We start from the raw sequence: 15,057 nt of genomic DNA, 5'->3' as shown, positions 1-15,057 counted from the left end.
GCGGGGAGCGGTCAGAGTGACGGCATCCAACGGAAAACTCTCTCAAAAACCACGATGCGCGGGGGAGATCGCATCGCACAGGCGTCGCGGCGGCTTGCGGCGTCGCGCTCGGGCGGACAATGGTGACCGCGCCATGAAGGGTCAAGCCGCGTGACCGTCGCAACCTTGCCACCGCCCGGGACCAATTCACTGTTAAGTGGAAAGGTTACGCTCATTCAGCCTTCGGACGGCTATCGCGCGGGCATGGATGCCGCCCTGCTGGCTGCGGCCGTGCCGGCCAAACCGGACGAACGCGTGCTGGAGGCGGGGTGCGGCGTCGGGGGCGTGCTGACCCAGATCGCGGCGCGGCGGTCCGGCGTTTCCCTCCTGGGCATTGAGCGCGATGCGGTCGCCTCCGGACTCGCCGTCAAGAACGCCGCCCTTAACGGTCTGACAGACCGAATGGAGGTGATCCACGGAGACATCGCGGGGGGATTCGCCGCCCTGGATCGACCCCGCTTCGACTGGGCCGTCTCCAATCCGCCCTTCTTCGACGACGAGTCCGCGCTGCGGGCGCCGGCGCCGGCCAAGCGCGGCGCCTGGATCGCCGACGACGGCCTGGCCGTCTGGGTGAAGTTCCTGAGCGACGGCGTTCGCGACGGCGGGCGGATCGTCATCATCCATCGCGCCGACCGGCTGGCGGACCTGCTGGGGTTGCTGGCCGGGAAGTGCGGATCGTTCGCGATACGGCCGGTCCAGCCCTATGCCGACCAACCGGCCAGGCGGGTTCTGGTTCATGCGATCCGGTCGGGAAAGGCGCCGCTTCGACTGTTGCCGGCGCTGGTTCTGCATGACCGGTCGGGAGCGAAGCACACGCCCGAAGCCGAAGCGATCCTGAGGGGCGAAGTCGATCTCGGCTGGTGATCGGCTTGCCGCCAGGCCTCGCTCGCGATTGAGTGCGGCATGCGCCTGATCCTCATCCTCGCCTCCCTGTTGTTCGTCCTGCCCGCCCAGGCCCAGGAGGCGTTGCTGCTCCGCCCCGACCGGGTCTTCGACGGCGTCGATCCGCAGCCTCACACGGGCTGGTCGGTGCTGGTGCGCGGAAACCGGATCGAGGCAGCCGGTCCGGACATCCAGGCGCCCGCCGACGCCCGCGTTATCGACCTGCCCGGCCAGACCCTGATGCCCGGCATGATCGAGGGCCATTCGCACCTGTTCCTGCACCCTTACAACGAGACCAGCTGGGACGATCAGGTCCTGCACGAGCCACTGGCCCTGCGCACCGCCCGTGCCGTCAACCACGCCCGCGCCACCCTTATGGCGGGCTTCACCACCGTCCGGGATCTCGGCACGGAGGGGGCCGGGTATGCCGACGCAGGTCTGCGTCGGGCCATCAATGAAGGCATCGTCCCCGGCCCGCGCATGCTGATCGCCAGCCGCGCCATCGTGGCGACGGGCGCCTACGGTCCGAAAGGCTTCGAACCCGGCGTCGAGGTTCCCCTGGGCGCCGAGGAGGCGGATGGCGACGACCTGGTCCGCGTCGTGCGCAGCCAGATCGGAGCCGGCGCCGATCTGGTGAAACTCTATGCCGACTACCGCTGGGGTCCCGGCGAACCGAGCCGTCCGACCTTCTCCCAGGCCGAACTGACCGAGGCCGTCGAAGCTGCCCATTCTGCCGGACGCCAGGTCGCCGTCCACGCCGGCACGATCGAGGGCATGCGCCGCGCCATCCTGGCGGGGGCGGATACGCTCGAGCACGGGGACGCCGGAACCCCGGAAATCTTCCGCCTGATGGCGGAACATGGCGTGGCCCTGTGCCCCACCCTCGCCGCCACCGACCAGATCACGCGCTACCGCGGCTGGAGCGGGTCCGAGCCGGCGCCGCAGAACGTCCTGACCAAGCGCGCCGCCTTCGCCGCCGCCCGCGCGGCCGGGGTCGAAATCTGCATGGGCGGCGATGTCGGGGTCTATGCCCACGGGAACAATGCCCTGGAGATGGAGCTGATGGCCGGTCAGGGCATGCCGGCCGCCGAGGTCCTGATCGCCGCCACCTCGGGCAATGCCGCCATCTTCGACCTGGCCGACCGGGGCGCTGTCCGGGCGGGCCTGCTGGCCGACCTCGTGGCCGTCGCGGGCGACCCGACGGCGGACATCTCGGCCGTGCGCGCGGTACGTCTGGTGATCAAGGACGGCCAGATCGCGCGCGACGAGACGGTCCCGGCGCGCTAGAGGCCTGCCCCATGTCCCTGCGCCCCCTCTTCGTCACCCAGGTCTATGAGGCCTCGCTCGCCGCCGTCACCGGCTTCGACGGCTTCAACGCCGAACTGGCCGAGGCCTGCCGCATGCTCGCGGTCGAAGACGGCGCCGGGCGCGCCTGGTGCAAGGCTCACGGCTATCGCGGCTACACCTCCTACGGCTCACTGAACGACCTGCCCCAGCGCCTGCCGGAGTTCGCAGAACTCAAGAAGCATCTGGACCGCCATGCCCTCGCCTACGCCCGCGCGCTCAACTTCGACCTCGCGAGAAAGCCCCGCCTCGACACCATGTGGGTCAACATCCTCAAGCCCGGCGGGGCCCATTCCGGCCACATCCACCCGCACGCCTTCCTGTCGGGCACCGTCTATGTCGAGGTTCCGGACGGCGCCTCCGCCCTGAAGCTCGAGGACCCTCGCCTGCCGATGATGATGGCCAGGCCCTCGGTCGATCCCGACGCCCCGGAATCCGAACAGCCGTTCGTCTATCTGGCGCCACAGGCCGGGACGGTGCTGATGTGGGAAAGCTGGCTGCGGCACGAGGTGCCGATGAACGCCGCGAAATCCGACCGCATCTCGATCAGCTTCAACTATGCCTGACGCCGATCCCGCCCCGCGCGCGACCTATCCCGGTGTCTGCCTCGTCACCGGAGCCGCCTCCGGCATCGGGGCCGCAACGGCCAGACGCCTCGCCACGGACGGCGCCAAGGCATTGGTGCTCGTCGATCGCAACGGCGGCGCGCTTCGCGCGCTTGGCGACGAACTTGAGCAGGCCTATGGCGTCGCCCTCTACCTCTGCCACCAGGACATTCTCAGCGAAGAGGGCTGGGATGGCATCGAGCACGGCGTCACTCATCACTGGGGCGGGCTGGACACCGTGGTGATCAACGCCGGCGTTTCTGACGCGGGATCGATCGCCGGCCTTTCGCTTGAGGCCTGGCGATCGGTCGTGTCCGTCAACCTCGACGGCACGTTTCTGACCCTGAGAACCGCCATGCGCCTGCTTCGGGATGGCGGAGCGGCCGTGGTGGTCTCGTCGGCCTCTGCCGTGAAGGCGGAGCCCGGCACGGCCGCCTATGGCGCGTCCAAGGCCGCTGGTCTGCAACTGGCCCGCGTCGCGGCCAAAGAGGGTGCAGCCCGCGGAATCCGGATCAATGCCATCCTGCCCGGCGGCGTCGAAACGCCGATCTGGCAGGGCGTTCCGGCATTCAACGAGTTGGTCACTGAAGCCGGCTCGGAGCAGGCCGCCTTCGACCGGATGGCCGGTTTCGCGACACCGCTCGGCCACTATGCGAAGCCCGACGAGATCGCAGGTCAGATCGCCTTCCTGCTCTCGCCGGCCGCCCGTTCGATGACCGGCTCTGCGCTTGTCGTGGACGGCGGTTACATGCTCTGAGGTCGATGTAACCTTCCCCGCGTCCCGCACGAACCCCCGGGAGACCGTGACCGACCGCGAAGCGCATCTTCAGTCTCTCATGCTTCGTGGCCTCGAGGGCGACGCAGGGGCTTGGCGCGTGCTGCTGACCGATCTGGGCGCGCATCTGCGACCGTTCTTCGCCCGTCGGCTGTTCGACGGGGGGGCGGATGCCGAGGACCTGGTGCAGGAAACCCTGATCGCCATCCATGCCAAGCGGACCACCTGGGACCGACATCAGCCTTTCACGGGCTGGGCGTACGCGATCGCGCGCCACAAGCTGATCGACCATCTGCGCCGTCGCGGCCGCCGTCCGACCCACCCCCTGGAGGAGGCCGCCGAGTTGTTCGCCGACCACACGGTGGAAGACGGGGCCACGAGCGCCGACCTCTCCCGCTGTCTCGCCCTGTTGCCCGCCCGCCAGCGCCGCCTGATCGAGGACGTCCGCCTGAAGGGCCTGACCGTCGCCGAGGCAGCCGCCAATCACGGCTATACGCTGACCGCCGCCAAGGTCTCCATCCACCGCTCCCTGAAATCGCTGAACGCCCGCTACGCCCCCAATGCCGGCATGGCTGAGACAGCCGGGACCCCCACCGATGAAGACTGAAGACCTGATCGACGCCCTGGCCGTCGACCTGCCACCCTCCGGCAGCCGCCAGATCGAGCGCCACATCCTGCTGTGGATGGTGCCCGCCGCCCTGGCCGTGCTGGCCGGCGTCGGTCTGTGGCTGGGTTTCCGCAGCGACCTGGCCACGGCCATGATCGGCCCGACCTTCTGGGCCAAGGCGGCCTATACAGGGTCTCTTGCCGTCACCGCCTTCTGGCTGCTGGCGCGCCTGGGCCGCCCGGGCGCCAGTGCCAAGGCCCCCCTGCTGGTTCTTGCCGCCCTGCTGATGGCTGCCGGGGCTCTGGCGGTCTACGAGCTGGTCACCATGCCCATGCCGGAGCGGATGCCCGCCCTGATGGGCGACAGCGCCAGGGCCTGCGCCCCCAACATCCTGCTGCTCAGCGCCCTTGCCGCGCCGTTCGTCTTCTGGGCTGGCCGCGCCTTCGCGCCGACGCGGCCCGGGATGGCGGGTGCCGCCGCAGGGCTTCTCACCGCCGGGCTGGCCACGACCCTGTACGGACTGCACTGCCCTGAACACACCGCGCCGTTCGTCGCCGTCTGGTATTCGCTCGGCATGGGGCTGGCGACCGGCCTTGGTGCAGTCGCTGGACGGTTCGTGTTCCGCTGGTAGGACCGCCGGTCCGCCATCAATCCGCCCCGCCCGACCGCTAGTCGTTTGCCCTTCGGCGCGGCGGTCGCTACATCCCGCGCCTACCTCCCCATTCGATTGAACGACAGGGCGCACCGCACCTCATGGCGCAGCAATATATTTTCCAGATGCAGGGCCTGACCAAGGCCTTTCCCGGCGGCAAGAAGATCTTCGAGAACATCTGGCTGAGCTTCTACAACGACGCCAAGATCGGCGTCGTCGGCGTCAACGGCTCGGGCAAGTCGACCCTGCTGAAGATCATGGCGGGCATCGACCCGGAGTTCACCGGGGAAGCCAAGGCCGCCGACGGGGTCAAGCGCGGCTACCTGGAACAGGAGCCCCACCTCGATGACAGCCTGAACGTTCGCGAGAACGTCGAGGCCTGGTGCGAGGAGAAGCAGTGGGTCAACCGCTTCAACGCCATCGCCATGGAGATGGCCGAGAACTACTCCGACGAGCTGATGGAGGAGATGACCGCCCTCCAGGAGAAGATCGACGCCGGCGACGTCTGGGACATCGACAGCCGCATCGAGATGGCCATGGACGCCCTGCGCTGCCCGCCCGACGACTGGGCGGTGACCAACCTGTCCGGCGGTGAGAAGCGGCGCGTGGCCCTGGCCCGGCTGCTGCTGTCAAAACCGGACATGCTGCTGCTCGACGAACCGACCAACCACCTCGATGCCGAGTCTGTCGCCTGGCTGCAGCACCACCTCGAAGCCTTCCCCGGCTGCGTCATTCTGGTGACCCACGACCGCTACTTCCTCGACCTCGTGACCAAGTGGACGCTGGAGCTCGATCGCGGCAAGGGCATCCCCTACGAGGGCAACTACTCCAGCTGGCTGGAGCAGAAGCAGAAGCGGGTGGTGCAGGAGAACTCGGAATCCGAGGCTCGCCAGCGTGCCCTGACCCGCGAACTGGAATGGGTGCGCTCCGGCGCCAAGGCCCGTCAGGCCAAGTCCAAGGCCCGTCTGGCCGCCTATGAGCGGATGGTCACCGAGCAGGAGAACCTGCGCGGCGCCCAGACCCACGCCCACATCCAGATCCCGCCCGGGCCGCGTCTCGGCAATGTCGTACTGGAGGTCGAGGGGCTGCAGAAGTCCTATGGCGACAAGCTGCTGTTCGACAACCTGACCTTCAAGCTGCCGCCCAACGGCATCGTCGGCGTCATCGGCCCGAACGGCGCCGGCAAGTCGACCATGTTCAAGCTGATCACCGGCCAGGAGACGCCCGACGGCGGCACGATCAAGGTCGGGGAGACGGTCAAGCTGGCCTATGTCGACCAGTCGCGCGACGCCCTCGACCCCAACAAGACCATCTGGGAAGAAATCTCGGGCGGCACCGACGTGATGATGGTCGGCAAGCGCGAGATCAACACCCGCGCCTATGTCGGCTCCTTCAACTTCAAGGGCGGCGACCAGCAGAAGAAGGTCGGACAGCTGTCGGGCGGTGAGCGCAACCGCGTCCACCTGGCCAAGACCCTGGCCACCGGCGGCAACCTGATCCTGCTCGACGAACCGACCAACGACCTGGACATCGAGACGCTGCAGAACCTCGAGGAGGCCCTGGAGGAGTTCGCGGGCTGCGCCGTGGTCATCTCCCACGACCGCTGGTTCCTGGACCGTCTGGCGACCCACATCCTGGCCTTCGAGGGCGACAGCCACGTCGAATGGTTCGAGGGCAATTTCGAAGCCTACGAAGAGGACAAGAAGCGCCGCCTCGGCACCGACGCCCTGATCCCGCACCGGATCAAGTTCCAGAAGTTCGGACGCTGATATTGGTGGCGGGACATGAGCGATGAACTCCTGTCCTGCATCACTATCGAACCCGGCAGCGCATCGGAAAACCTTGCTTGCGCGGTGTCCGAATGAACGTGGCCGATGTGCTGGGTTGGCTGGCGCAGGCCAGCGCGAGAAGTCCATCCTCGGCTTTCATCGCGTTCTGGAGCCGGATCGGGTTCGGGAGACTCGGGGCGCGATGACCTCGCCAAAGGATAGGCACATGGCACATACTGTTGCGACGGACTGACCGGTCGGCGGCGTTGAACGCTGAGTCCAGAGGAGCAAAGCCGTGCCCGTCTCCAGAACCATCACGCTCCGCGACAACGACCATTTCGTCACCTATGTGAACGCCGGGGGTGCCACGGTCACCGCGCCGCGCGATCTGGTGCTGACGGTCTTTGCGCCCGACCGGCCCGGGACCTGGCCGGTCATTGTCTACAGCCACGGACATGGGGGCAGCAGTTCGCCGAACGGCGGCACAGGGCTGACCGCCCAGGCCCTGGCGGATCTGGGCTATATCGTCATTGTCCCCAACCATCTGGACAGCGGGGCCAACTATCCCGCCTGGCTGACCTCCCAGTTTTCGCCCAACAACGACGCCTCGGGCCTGCACCGCGCTGCCGACATCCAGTTCGCCCTGGATCAGGCCGCGACCCTGACGGCCGGGTTTCCTGGCTATACGGCGGACCTGACCGCGCCTGCTGTCGCGGGCCACAGCCATGGGGCCTTTACCGCCGGATTGATCGCCGGTCTGCGGCCCGACCGACCCGGCTATGACGCCCCGCCCGGCAATCCCTATGGCCTGACCAGCGTGGCCGATCCGCGCTTCAGGGCCGCCATCCTGTTATCCCCCCAGGGCGAGGACAGCAGTTGGGCGGATCTGACGCCCACATCCTGGGACAGAATCGCCATTCCCCTGTTGACGATCACCGGGACCGAGGATGAAGAGCCCGGTGGCTTCGTCGACTGGCATGGGCGGCTGGATCCGTTCCGCAATGGCGATGGCCGCGGCAACTATGCCGTGGTCTATCGGGACGCCTCACACGGTGACATCGGTGGCAACACCTCCATTCCCGGCATCACGGCCTCGATCACCCGTCTGATCGACCGATTTCTGGATGGTGAATTGCAGGGTGATGCTGCCGCCCGTGCCATGTTGGGCGATCCCGCTGGCCTGCTCGCGTCCGAACCCCTCCTGTCGCAGGCCTTCGCACGCGCGGACCCCGGCACGCCAGGCATCGGTGCGCTAACCGGAACCACGGGCGGGGACACCCTCGATGGACTGACAAGTGACGACTGGATCACCGGTGGCGCGGGTGCCGACATTCTGTCCGGCGGCAGCGGGAATGACACGATCCTGGGCGGTGACGGCAATGACCAGATTCGTGGCGGCCCCGGTAATGACTTCATCGACGGTGGCCACGGCGATGATGTCTTTCTGGTTCAGGGCACCCCCGGCAACTATCGGCTTCTGGTGTCCGGCAACTCTTTCATTCTGAAAGGTCTGGACGGGGTCGACTTCCTGACCGGTATCGAGACCATCCGTTTTTCTGACGGACGCATCATCGAACTCAACCGCCTGTACGCTCCGGAAGGCGAACCTGCTGAATCGTGGCCGTCTGTCGACGATCACCCCGACGTCGCCCTTGCCGGGCTGGAAGACACCGGCTGCCGCCTATCCCTGGACTGGGTCTTCAGCTAGATCGACGCTGGTGACGACCTGGACATCGAGACGCTCCAGAACCTGGAAGAGGCGCAGGAAGAGTTCGCGGGCTGCGCCGTGGTCATCTCCCACGACCGCTGGTTCCTTGACCGTCTGGCCGCCCACATCCTGGCCTTCGAGGGCGACAGCCACGTCGAATGGTTAGAGGGCAATTTCGAAGCCTGCGAAGAGGACAGGAAGCGCCTCCTCGGCACTGACGCCCTGATCCCGCACCGGATCAAATTCCAGAAGTTCGGGCGCTAGGAAAAGGTCCGCCCCCCCCCGGGGCCGGCTTCAGCGCACGACGATCGTATAGGTCGCGGTCTCGGCGGGGCGGGTATTCGTCTCCCAGGCCCGGCGGTAGGCCAAGGAAAGACGGACCGTGCCCGGCTGCCCGGCGAGGAAGCGCCATAAGGTGTTTCCGCCGACTCCGACCATGCCCGGTGCATGCGCGTCGATGACCTCCTGGCCGAACGGCGTGCCGGGTTTCAGGACCTCGCTGTTCGATCCCGACAGGGTCCAGGCGTAGCCGGTGGTGGCGTTGCTCGGCAGGCTGATCAGCAAGGTCTGTCCGACCGCCAGGGTCGTGCGCCCGTCGCGTAGGCCCTGCACCTCCCCGCCCGCCGCCTCGCCGCTCGCAGGCGAGGGCGTTTGGTCAGCCGGGGCCGCGCAGGCGCAAAGAACAATCAGCGAGGCGATGGAAACGATCCGTGCGGCGATCATGGGCGTGTCTCGGCGCGGAAGCGCGCACAGCCATCACACCGTCGGGGATCGATAAGTCAACCAGACGACACCTGACTGACGGGCGCCGTGGCTGTCTCCAGGCGCGACCGTCCTAGCGGCGCGCCCAGACCGGAGCGGCGCCTTCGACCACGGGGCGACCGGCCGGGAAGAGCACCGCCGGCGACACGGCGACGCCATCCTCGTCCGGCGTGACCAGCCAGCCTTTGCGGGCGAAGGCTTCACCGGTGCGACGACGCGAGGTGAAGACAGCGATCGGGGCGGCGAACAGCAGGGGCAGGACGATCGGAGCGAACCAGGTCGCCAGGTCGGGCCGGATGAACAGGCCGAGGGCGAACATCACGCCCGTAGCCATCTGCCAGCGCATGGCGGCGAAGGCGTCCTTCCAGCTCAGGCCGTCCGCGCTGCGCTGCTGGGTGGCCCAGCCGGCGTCATGGCCGCTGAAGATCTGGATGACGGCCCGGGTGTTGGCGACCATCAGGATGGGGGCCAGGGCGGCGGACAGGGCGATCTCGAGGGTCATGCCCTTGATGATCTGACGCGCGCCGCCGAAGGCCCGGCGCTCACCCGGACGGGTCAGGACCAGGACGAAGCCCATCAGCTTGGGACCCATCAGCATCACGCCGCCCAGCAGGGAAGCCAGCATGAAGGGCGAAAGCTTGGGGTTCAGGATGTAGAAGAAGGAGGTCCAGTCGACCGGGCTCTGCAGTTGCATGGCCATGCCGACCATCAGGGAGGCCAGCCACAGCGGCGACGACAGATAGGCCATGCAGCCCATCGCCAGCTGCAGGCGGCTGATCGGGTTCAGGCCCTTGGCGCCGATCAGGGCGAGATGCTGCAGGTTGCCCTGGCACCAGCGGTGATCGCGGCGGATGAAGTCGGTCAGGGTCGGCGGCGTCTCTTCACAGCTGCCGTCCAGGGCGGCGGTGACGTGGACCGCCCAGCCGGCGCGACGCATCAGGGCGGCCTCGACGACGTCGTGGCTCATGATATGGCCGCCGAACGGCTTGCGGCCCTCGAGTTCCGGCAGGCCCGCGCAGTCGGCGAAGGCGCGGGTGCGCAGGATGGCGTTGTGGCCCCAGTAGCTGGCTTCCGAACCGGCCCACCAGGCCAGGCCGGCGGCGGCGACGCGGCCGTACAGGCGCACGCCGAACTGCGACAGGCGGGCGAACAGGGTCTGGGACTTGATGATGGTCGGGGCGGTCTGGATCAGGCCGACGCCCGGATTGCGCTCCATGGCGTCGACGAGGCGCAGAACCGTCTCGCCGGCCATGGTCGAGTCAGCGTCCAGCACGATCATGAATTCGTAGGTGCCACCGAACGTGCGGGTCCAGTCGGCGATGTTTCCGGCCTTGCGCTCGATGTTCTCGCTACGGCGGCGGTAGTAGAGCTTGCTGCCCGCGTGGGCCCGGAGCGCCGCGCAGGCCGACACTTCGGCGGCGGCGGCCTCGTCCTTCGTCGAGTCGCTGAGCACGAACAGGTCGAAGGCGTCCGAGGCGCCGAGACGCGCGAGCGAGGCGTCGATCGCAGCCAGACGGCCCAGGGCCTCGCCGGCGTCCTCGTTGTAGAGCGGCATCAGGAGTGCGGTGCGGCGGGTCGGCAGCGGCGGATAGGGGGCGAAGTCCATGTCGTCCTGCTCGCGGCCTGTCAGCAGCACGATCAGGCCGGCGAAGGTCGAGCAGAACCAGCAGGCGATCGCCGAGATCAGGACCGCGAACAGGGTCAGGGCGACGATCTCGAGCGGCTGGAAGCCTTCGCGGGCGCACAGGATCACCGGCGCGATCATGGCCAGCAGAGCGACCGCCAGGGTCGCGCCGAACACGATGAAACGACGGGTCAGCAGGCCATCGGGACGCGACGCCAGCCGGTCCGTGACCTGGCGGGAGGCGTCGTTGAAGGTCTGGCGCGGCATGGCCAGCGGGGATTGTTCCGGCAGCCAGGGGGTGGCGCCGGCATAGGCCGAAACGATCTGGACTTGACCGTCGAGGTCATAGACCCGTGCGGTCGAGGCGTGGCCGCTCATGCATTATTCCCCTTGGCGCGCGCGGTCAGAGTTCGGACGCTGTTGTTGCGCCGCACCATTCCGGCACTCTCGTTCACTCTTCCGCGATTTTCAATCACGGAATGGTGATAACGGCACTTTTTGTTGCAAATGCGTTGTCGCGGCGCGCCCGGTCTCAGCGGACGAGGGCGCGTCTCAGGAGATGGGCCGCCACGCCCACCCAGCCGACCAGAACGATCGCAAAGGCGCGCTCCCAGTAGCCGACGTTGAAATCGTTCACCGTTCCGGGAAACACGAGATGTTTGGTCAGGACGGTCAGCACCGCCATCATCACGAAAACCCCGACCAGGAAGCGCTTCAGACGGGTCAGCTCAAGGCTCTGCCGCAGTCCGACCAGCAGGAAGACCGGCGCCAGCTGAATCCCCAGCCCGAGATTGATCGCCATGTGTCTGGGGTCAGGCCAGGGATAGAGGCTCGACATCACCAGCCCGATCCCGGCCAGAATGAACAACAGGCCGACCAGCACGGCTGACACCGGCGAGCGGGTCAGGATCACCACCGCCAGCCCGAATCCGATCCCCGCCACTCCGGTCATGACGCCGGCGGTCAGCACCCCGAAATTGAAGATCCAGGGATGGGCCGCCGTCTCGCCGCCCAGTTCGCTCAGGTACTGACGCGCGTGGTCGAACCCGGCATAGGACACGGCCGCGATCAGCACAGCCACGAGGGCGAGGATCGGCGCGGCGACCCCGACGAGCAGCAGCCCGCGCGCCGCCTGTCGCAGTTCGGGCCGGGCCAAATTCATGCGGGGTCTCCGCGCTCCGCGGCCGGCAGGCCCGGGGGCGCGGCCGGCCTGGCCTTCAACGGTTTCAGGCCCCAGATCGGCCGGATCAACGGGATGCGCCGCACGATCTCATAGATCAGCAGACTGCCGCCGATGGTGATGACGGTCAGGACCGGGGCCTCGACGAGCGCGGGCCAACCCCGGTCCTGGATCAGCCAGACCGCCACCACCAGGATGGTCTGGTGGGCGAGATAGCAGGTGAAGACCGCGTCGCTGAGGTAGTGCAGCACCCGACTGTCGGCCCGTCGCAGATACAGGCTGCCGAAGCCGAGAATGGCCGTGATCACGGCCCACTGGTCGATCGCGAACACGACTCCCCGGGGGATGCCCCAGAAGGCGCCGCCGCCCGGGTGGGCGGTCTGCATCATCATGATCGGCAGGGCGATGACCGCCAGGATCACGCCAACCCAGCGGTAGCGCTCCAGATCGCGCCAGATGCTCTCCTGGCGCACGATCAGGAAGCCGAACAGGAAGGCGCCCAGCGACAGGGCGTGGTTGTACCAGTCGTGGGTCAGCCGGTTGGTCAGGCCGAACATCGGAAACAGGGTCAGACGGATCAGGATCAGATAGACGATCGGGACCGCGATCACCCTCCAGCCCGACAACAGCCGCGTCAGCCCCGCCTCGGCCCGGTCGAGATCCGCCGGTCGCAGCATCAGCAGCACCGCCACAGCACTGTAGACCGCGATGTAGATGATGAACCACAGGTGGTTGACCGGCACCCCGTTCGAGAGGCCCGAGAGGCTGAACTCGTGCCACCACCAGCCGGGCAGCCCGCCGCTCCAGCCGCCCTTGTCCATCGCCTCGATCCACGACTGGATCGGCACCAGCACCAGGGTCCCGAAGATCAGCGGCGGAATCAGACGCTCCGCCCGCGCCCTGGCCACCTGACCGGCGGTCCGGCGCGCGGTCATGAAGCGCAGCGCGGCGCCCGAGACCAGGAACAGCAAGGTCAGCCGCCAGGGATTGGTGACCAGCACCCCCTCGCGCATCCATTCGAAGGTGTGGGTGCTGTGCATGTGCCAGTCGTAAGGCGCATAGACCAGGCCCACATGGTACAGGATCAGCAGGCCGAACGCCGACAGCCGGATCCAGTCCAGATCGAGGCGACGAACGGGACCGGAAGCGGTTTGCACGGCGCGTCTATGATCGACAGAGAGTTGTCTGTCCACGCCTCTTCCCCACCGCCGCGAGAGGGTTAGGATCAGGCCATGCCCCATCGCCCGCACGTTCTGATCATGCCCTCCCTGCTCGGGCCGCTCACGGGGTTTCTGGAGAGCGCCTACAACGTCCACCGGCTTTGGGAGCATCCGCCTGTCGCGGCGCAGGACCTGATCGAGGCGGTGGTGGTGGCAGGCGAGGATCCGCTGGACATCGCGGTGCTGGAGCGCTTGCCGAACCTCAAGCTGATCGCCTGTTTCACCTCGGGCTATGACGGCATCGATCTGGACTGGTGCGAGGCGCGCGGCCTGCCGGTGACCCATGCCCCGGCGGTGAACCACGAGGATGTGGCCGACCATGCCCTGGGACTGCTCCTGGCGGCGTCGCGCCGGATCGTGGATGGCGACCGGACCCTTAAGGCCGGCCAGTGGTCCATGGACGCGCGGCTGATGACGCCGTCGATGAAGGGGCGCCGCGTCGGGATTGTCGGCCTCGGCCTGATCGGCGAGGCCGTGGCGAAACGGGTCGAGGCCATGGGCTGTCCGATCGCCTGGTGGGGGCCTCGGGCGAAGGACTCGCCCTGGCCGCGCGCCGGATCGCTGCTGGAACTGGCCCGGGATTCGGACGTGCTGGTGGTGGCCTGCCGGGCGGACGGGAGCAATCGTGGACTGATCTCGGCCGAGGTGATCGAGGCGCTCGGGCCGACCGGCCTGCTGGTCAATGTGGCGCGCGGGTCGCTCGTGGACGAGGACGCCCTGATCGAAGCCCTGAAGGCCGGTCGGCTGGGTCAGGCGGCGCTCGACGTGTTCGAGACCGAGCCGACGCCGGCGGCGCGCTGGGCTGACGTGCCCAATGTCGTCCTGACGCCGCACACTGGCGGCGCGACCTCCGAGGCGGTGCAGGGCATGCTGATCCTGCTGATGAGGAACCTGGCCGCCGCCGTGTCGGGAGAGCCTCTGGTCACGCCGGTCGTGCAGAGCGCCTGAAACCGGCCTTGCGAAGGCCGTGGTCGTCGCGGCAGGGTGCGGCCGCCCCACACGAGACCCGCTCTTGACCGATATCGCCGCCCGGACTGAATCCTCCGCCCTGACGCTGGAATGCTATCCGATGCGGGACGACCCGCCGCGCATGGTTCCGGGCCGGCCCGAGCGCGACTGGATGGACGAATTCGCGGGCCGCCATCCCTATCGCTGCCTGCCCCTGACCATGGCCAACACCACGGGGTGGGAATTGCTGTGCCCCTTCGGGTTCGAGGCCGAGTGGGACGGACGGATGGGGGCGGATTCCATCGCGTTCCGGCCCGATGACGACGCCACCTTCTTCGAGCATTTCGCCGCCTCTCACTTCACCGAGGGGGTGCTGACCTTCCACACCGGCTGGCTGTTCCGGACCCCGCCCGGCTGGGCCATGCGGGCCTCGGGCGTGCCGAACCGGTTCAAGCACGGGATCCAGGCTCTGGAGGGTCTGACCGAGACCGACTGGCTGCCCTACCCCTTCACGATGAACTGGCGTTTCACCGCGCCCGGCGTGATCCGGTTCGAGAAGGACGAGCCCTTCTGCTTCCTGCAGCCGGTTCAGCATCACCGGGTCGAGGCCTTCGTCCCGGTGCGGGCCTCGATGGACCCGGACGGCGACCTGGCCCTGCAGTACCGGAAATGGTCGGAGGTGCGGACCGACTTCAACACCCGCATGGCCGCTGGAGACCCCGAGGCGATCAAACAGGCGTGGCAACGGTTCTATTTCCGCGGCGAATTCCCCGACAGGATCGCTGAGGCCCCGGCCGAACACGTCAACAAGCGCCGTCTCGCCCCCCTGCCCGATGCCCCTTCGCCGGAGCCTGCGCCGCCGTCGAAGGCCCATGTCGGCTTCCGGACATGGACCGCTCAGACAAAGGCCTGACCGGCCGTTTCCTTCTTCACATCATATAA

Annotated in this window: 14 protein-coding genes and 1 pseudogene; 11 read left to right on the top strand and 4 right to left on the bottom strand. The window is 67.7% G+C overall.

The features are described from left to right. The first annotated feature begins 243 nt into the window (after window positions 1-243). The 9 genes and pseudogenes from Q0044_RS15630 to Q0044_RS15590 all read left to right on the top strand — a co-directional run. The gene (locus Q0044_RS15630) at window positions 244-903 is read left to right on the top strand and encodes a tRNA1(Val) (adenine(37)-N6)-methyltransferase (RefSeq protein WP_298163389.1); all 660 of its coding nucleotides are present in this window, start codon (window positions 244-246) and stop codon (window positions 901-903) included. A 39-nt stretch (window positions 904-942) separates the two neighbouring features. Next, complete coding sequence (locus tag Q0044_RS15625; RefSeq protein ID WP_298163388.1) at window positions 943-2,208, top strand: metal-dependent hydrolase family protein; 1,266 nt, start codon at window positions 943-945, stop codon at window positions 2,206-2,208. Between the two features lie 11 nt (window positions 2,209-2,219). Next, complete coding sequence (locus Q0044_RS15620) at window positions 2,220-2,831, top strand: TIGR02466 family protein (RefSeq protein ID WP_298163387.1); 612 nt, start codon at window positions 2,220-2,222, stop codon at window positions 2,829-2,831. Further along, on the top strand, window positions 2,824-3,627 hold the full coding sequence (locus Q0044_RS15615) for an SDR family NAD(P)-dependent oxidoreductase (RefSeq protein WP_298163386.1): 804 nt from the start codon (window positions 2,824-2,826) through the stop codon (window positions 3,625-3,627). The genes Q0044_RS15620 and Q0044_RS15615 overlap by 8 nt, the downstream gene beginning before the upstream one ends. A 46-nt stretch (window positions 3,628-3,673) precedes the next feature. Continuing rightward, window positions 3,674-4,252 carry a sigma-70 family RNA polymerase sigma factor gene (locus Q0044_RS15610; protein ID WP_298163385.1) on the top strand — a complete coding sequence of 193 codons (579 nt, stop codon included), beginning with the start codon at window positions 3,674-3,676 and terminating at the stop codon, window positions 4,250-4,252. Further along, window positions 4,242-4,883: an NrsF family protein gene (locus tag Q0044_RS15605; RefSeq protein ID WP_298163384.1), complete on the top strand. Its 642-nt coding sequence runs from the start codon at window positions 4,242-4,244 to the stop codon at window positions 4,881-4,883. Before Q0044_RS15610 ends, Q0044_RS15605 begins: the two co-directional genes overlap by 11 nt. Before the next feature lie 122 nt (window positions 4,884-5,005). Further along, window positions 5,006-6,673, top strand: coding sequence for an energy-dependent translational throttle protein EttA (gene ettA, locus Q0044_RS15600; protein WP_298163383.1), 1,668 nt, complete (start codon window positions 5,006-5,008; stop codon window positions 6,671-6,673). Between the two features lie 295 nt (window positions 6,674-6,968). Next, window positions 6,969-8,381, top strand: coding sequence for a hypothetical protein (locus Q0044_RS15595; RefSeq protein ID WP_298163382.1), 1,413 nt, complete (start codon window positions 6,969-6,971; stop codon window positions 8,379-8,381). Between the two features lie 12 nt (window positions 8,382-8,393). Further along, window positions 8,394-8,645 (top strand): annotated as a pseudogene (locus Q0044_RS15590) (energy-dependent translational throttle protein EttA); the annotation flags it as partial. A 30-nt stretch (window positions 8,646-8,675) separates the two neighbouring features. On the opposite strand, the gene Q0044_RS15585 reads toward Q0044_RS15590, so the two are convergent. The 4 genes from Q0044_RS15585 to Q0044_RS15570 form a co-directional block, all read right to left on the bottom strand. Beyond that, window positions 8,676-9,104 (bottom strand): protease inhibitor I42 family protein, encoded by a 429-nt coding sequence (locus Q0044_RS15585; protein WP_298163381.1) that lies wholly within the window; start codon window positions 9,102-9,104, stop codon window positions 8,676-8,678. Between the two features lie 112 nt (window positions 9,105-9,216). After that, window positions 9,217-11,145, bottom strand: a complete 1,929-nt coding sequence (mdoH, locus tag Q0044_RS15580; protein ID WP_298163380.1) for a glucans biosynthesis glucosyltransferase MdoH — start codon at window positions 11,143-11,145, stop codon at window positions 9,217-9,219. 154 nt (window positions 11,146-11,299) lie between these two features. After that, window positions 11,300-11,929, bottom strand: a complete 630-nt coding sequence (locus Q0044_RS15575) for a DUF998 domain-containing protein (RefSeq protein ID WP_298163379.1) — start codon at window positions 11,927-11,929, stop codon at window positions 11,300-11,302. Continuing rightward, entirely contained in the window at window positions 11,926-13,104 is a 1,179-nt protein-coding gene (locus tag Q0044_RS15570) for an acyltransferase family protein (protein WP_298163378.1), read from the bottom strand. Before Q0044_RS15570 ends, Q0044_RS15575 begins: the two co-directional genes overlap by 4 nt. Before the next feature lie 75 nt (window positions 13,105-13,179). Here Q0044_RS15570 and Q0044_RS15565 point away from each other — a divergent pair, with 75 nt between their 5' ends. Both Q0044_RS15565 and Q0044_RS15560 read left to right on the top strand, forming a co-directional pair. After that, window positions 13,180-14,115, top strand: coding sequence for a 2-hydroxyacid dehydrogenase (locus tag Q0044_RS15565; protein WP_298163377.1), 936 nt, complete (start codon window positions 13,180-13,182; stop codon window positions 14,113-14,115). A 100-nt stretch (window positions 14,116-14,215) separates the two neighbouring features. Further along, window positions 14,216-15,028, top strand: coding sequence for a DUF6065 family protein (locus Q0044_RS15560; protein WP_298163534.1), 813 nt, complete (start codon window positions 14,216-14,218; stop codon window positions 15,026-15,028). The last annotated feature ends 29 nt before the right edge of the window (window positions 15,029-15,057 follow it).

Origin of the sequence: Brevundimonas sp. (genome assembly GCF_027484365.1) — a bacterium.
Lineage (GTDB): Bacteria > Pseudomonadota > Alphaproteobacteria > Caulobacterales > Caulobacteraceae > Brevundimonas.
This window is presented reverse-complemented; position numbering and strand designations above follow the sequence as displayed.